Source organism: Saccharophagus sp. K07, assembly GCF_014336955.1.
In the GTDB taxonomy this organism is placed as follows: Bacteria; Pseudomonadota; Gammaproteobacteria; order Pseudomonadales; family Cellvibrionaceae; genus UBA5868.
Genome location: NZ_QRAI01000013.1, coordinates 1 through 1,719, shown reverse-complemented (window position 1 = coordinate 1,719; position 1,719 = coordinate 1). Strand labels below are relative to the sequence as shown.

Sequence of the window (1,719 nt, the reverse complement as noted above, 5' to 3'; positions counted from 1 at the left end):
TGCCGGAGTTGGACCTATATTATTACCGTGCGAGAATCTACAATCCGGCGCTCGGGCGGTTTTTGCAAACCGATCCTGTGGGGTATGAAGATCAGATGAATCTTTATGCTTATGTGGGAAATGATCCCTTGAATAAGGTGGACCCCACGGGGAAAAGCTGCACGATGAACGATAAAACCAAGTCGGCGGAATGTAAAGTGGATGACAGTGGAAACTGGAAGAAAAAGGATATTGAGCGTATCGAAAAGAACTACACAAAGGTTGTTAATAAAATGTTGAGTAATCCCAACAAGAAAACTACGGTTAAAGTTGGTGATAAATCGTTTGAGACAACGGCCGGAGTCCAGGCAAAGATTCTTATGGGTGCGAAAGTGATCGCGGGTGGCGTATCAAAAACTGGGCGAGCGCACGCTCAAGGTGGCCCTTTGAATCCAAGTTCAAAAAGTGGCGGCCCAGAAATTACGATCAATAGGAACGTTTTGTCGGATGTAGGAGATCGTAGGATTGGCACCACATTTGTTCATGAATCATTGCATCTCAATCCAGCTGAGGCAGTAATGCAAGATTTGTGGGATGCGGGTCCCGGCAACTTCAACCAGGATCACCGTTCCCCATACAACGAAGCAGCGAATGATCTATTTTAATTTCGAGGCGACACATGAGAGTTGCTACTTTTATTTTTATATATTTGCTTCTGACTTCTTGCGCAACCAGTCCTGTAGTCGCTGAGCGGCAAGAGATCATCTATGTCAAGAAGGGTACGAAGGTAATTGACGTTTTCAATTTGTCCCAGCTGTGGGTTAGCCATGAAGATGTCGATTATCTTAAGCGTAGAGATCTGGCGTATGGCGAGTTCGGCGGGCAATTGGGTGTATGCTCAAACACCCAGTTCCATTGCCTTGTCGGCGGTATAGATGTGGTCATCCCCAAAAGTGGTGGCGATCATGGCGAGTGGAGTTTCAAGGGAATTAATTGTACAGCTGCGCTAGAATCACAAGCAGGCAATGCTCGAGTAGTTACATGCCGCAGGGGAGATAACGCTGTAACATTCATATATTCACCGAGGCGGGGCGTAGTCTCGTACGCTCGTTCATCGCAACCAGGAAAGGAATATGAGCTACTCGGAGTTAGGGGGCTCTTTGCCAAGGATGAATAGTTAAAGGGAGCTAACGACCAGACAAGGTGGCACCGATTAGCCATAACAAAAGCCCGACGAATTTCTTGTCGGGCTTTTTATCATCGCGTACAAAGCTCTCCCTGCAACTGCGGCAATTCCACACTCTCACCACTTCCTTTATTGCCCTGCATACCAAAGCTGACAGTTTGTCCCGGCAAAATATTGCCATTCCAACTGCTATCTATTGTGGAACGATCGCTATAGGTCCAGTTCACGTCCCTACCATTAATCAGTGCGTCCTCGACAAAATGCTGCAGCTGGGCAAAAAAAAATACACTTAGCACCGGATGCCACCGATGGACAACCAAAGTCGGAGGTCCAAAATCTAGTACGACAGCGCCTCACGCCCGATGTTGTTGGTTATGATTTCTCTGGCGAAGATTTCGACCTTTATCAGGACTTCAGCTTAAATCCCGCAGGCCAAATTAGCGGACTCGATATCAGTAATCCGCTTTACCATTTCGACGATACCGGCACTACCTTGGGTAATTACGTGCCTAATGGCCTGAATCAATACCAGTCAGCGAACGCAAAAACATTTG

3 protein-coding genes are annotated in these 1,719 nt (G+C 47.1%); 2 read left to right on the top strand and 1 reads right to left on the bottom strand.

The genetic code is table 11. The annotated features are described in order from the left end of the window. On the top strand, nt 1-644 hold a 644-nt coding region (locus DWB84_RS18715), incomplete at its 5' end, for an RHS repeat-associated core domain-containing protein (RefSeq protein ID WP_187411346.1). A 592-nt stretch (nt 645-1,236) separates the two neighbouring features. On the opposite strand, the gene DWB84_RS19470 is transcribed toward DWB84_RS18715, so the two are convergent. Continuing rightward, entirely contained in the window at nt 1,237-1,392 is a 156-nt protein-coding gene (locus DWB84_RS19470) for a cellulose binding domain-containing protein (protein WP_370589748.1), read from the bottom strand. A gap of 17 nt (nt 1,393-1,409) precedes the next feature. Here DWB84_RS19470 and DWB84_RS18935 point away from each other — a divergent pair. After that, on the top strand, nt 1,410-1,719 hold a 310-nt coding region (locus DWB84_RS18935; RefSeq protein WP_222868284.1), incomplete at its 3' end, for a hypothetical protein.